The sequence below is a fragment of the Moorena sp. SIO3B2 genome, assembly GCF_010692525.1.
Lineage (GTDB): Bacteria > Cyanobacteriota > Cyanobacteriia > Cyanobacteriales > Coleofasciculaceae > Moorena > Moorena producens.
The window spans coordinates 1-1380 of record NZ_JAAHHE010000881.1; the positions used below are offsets into that span (position 1 = coordinate 1).

The following is a 1380-nucleotide window of genomic DNA, read 5'->3' on the forward strand; positions in this document are numbered from 1 at the left end:
GCCAGAATTGGTCTATCGGTATAACTTCCCTGGCAAATATGCCATTACTCCCAGCAAAATCGGAGTCACTCCCCCACCACCAATTACTCGTCCAATCCGCAACTCTTGGCCAGGGGAAGTATGGCGAAAGATTTATGAACCGAATCCTATCAAGCAGTTGTTCAACACCTGGACCCATAAAGCCTTTTTACAATCTGGCCAGCACGGTTTACTCTCTCCTTATCCCCTCATGAAGCACAACGTGCAATTGGGTTGGATGCCAGCTACTCTATATAGTCCCCTGTGGCCAAATATGAAAGCCTTTGCTTTACCCGCCTTTGCTGATGGACATATTCGCATCAACCTCAAAGGACGGGAACGAGATGGTATTGTTGACCCTTCCGAGTATGATGCTCTGTGCGATAACCTAACAGACTTCCTTTATCGCCTTACCGATGGCAGGACAGGAGAACCATTAGTTAAACAAGTAGTGCGCACCCATAACGTAGCCACAGATGATAACCCCAAACTGCCAGATGCTGACCTAGTAGTCGTATGGCACGAGTGTCCCACAGATGTAGTGGATAGTCCTGATGTGGGACGCATTGGTCCAATTACCTATAATCGTCCTGGTGGTCACCGAGCCAGAGGCTTTTTGATGGCAAGCGGACCAGGAATTACCCCAGGTTCTAGTTTGCCAGAGGCTCATCCTGTAGATATAGCCCCAACCATCTTGACCTTGATGGGAGCACCGATTCCTGACTACTTTGATGGCAAATCTCTAGTTAGTCCGACTTTATCCATCTCAGCTTGACATATAAATCAACCCTAGGGATAGGGTTTAATTTCCCTATCTGGGTAATTCCTGAGCCTCTTAGATTCAGCAAGTTTAAGGGTGTAGATGCACTCTTAGCTGGCCAGATGCTACTAACTTGAAACAATGCCATCCATTGCCCTAGTTCGCAAGTATAGGATTAACCCATTGAAATCCTATACTTGCAGATTTAGATCAGGTTTTGTATACAGGTTATCTTTTCACTAAAACAATTTTTGTATAAAGTAAGCTTTTGTAGAAAATAATCACTGCTTAATATCAAGTTTAGGAGTATTATTACTCTTAGGTCAGGGTTTAAAAAACCTGTGAAGTCAAGCAATATCATGGTTTTGAAATGCCATAATCGTGGCGAAACTTGCCTATTCCTTCCCCAGCAAGCTTGCTACATTTATATGGCTAGTTTCATTATACCACAAAGAAGCCTCCAAACATGATATAAGTTCTGAAGTAGTAAATTTTTGCATATAACATTATGACTACAATATTAAACCTATAATTTTTCACTATAAACCAGGGTTCATGAGAAAAATTTTGGCATTTTTTGAACCGATTTTCACTACTGTTTC

Annotated in this window: 1 pseudogene; it reads left to right on the forward strand. The window is 42.4% G+C overall.

The annotated features are described in order from the left end of the window. Positions 1 to 793: pseudogene (locus F6K38_RS42015) on the forward strand (alkaline phosphatase family protein); the annotation flags it as partial. Between the last annotated feature and the right edge of the window lie 587 nt (positions 794 to 1380).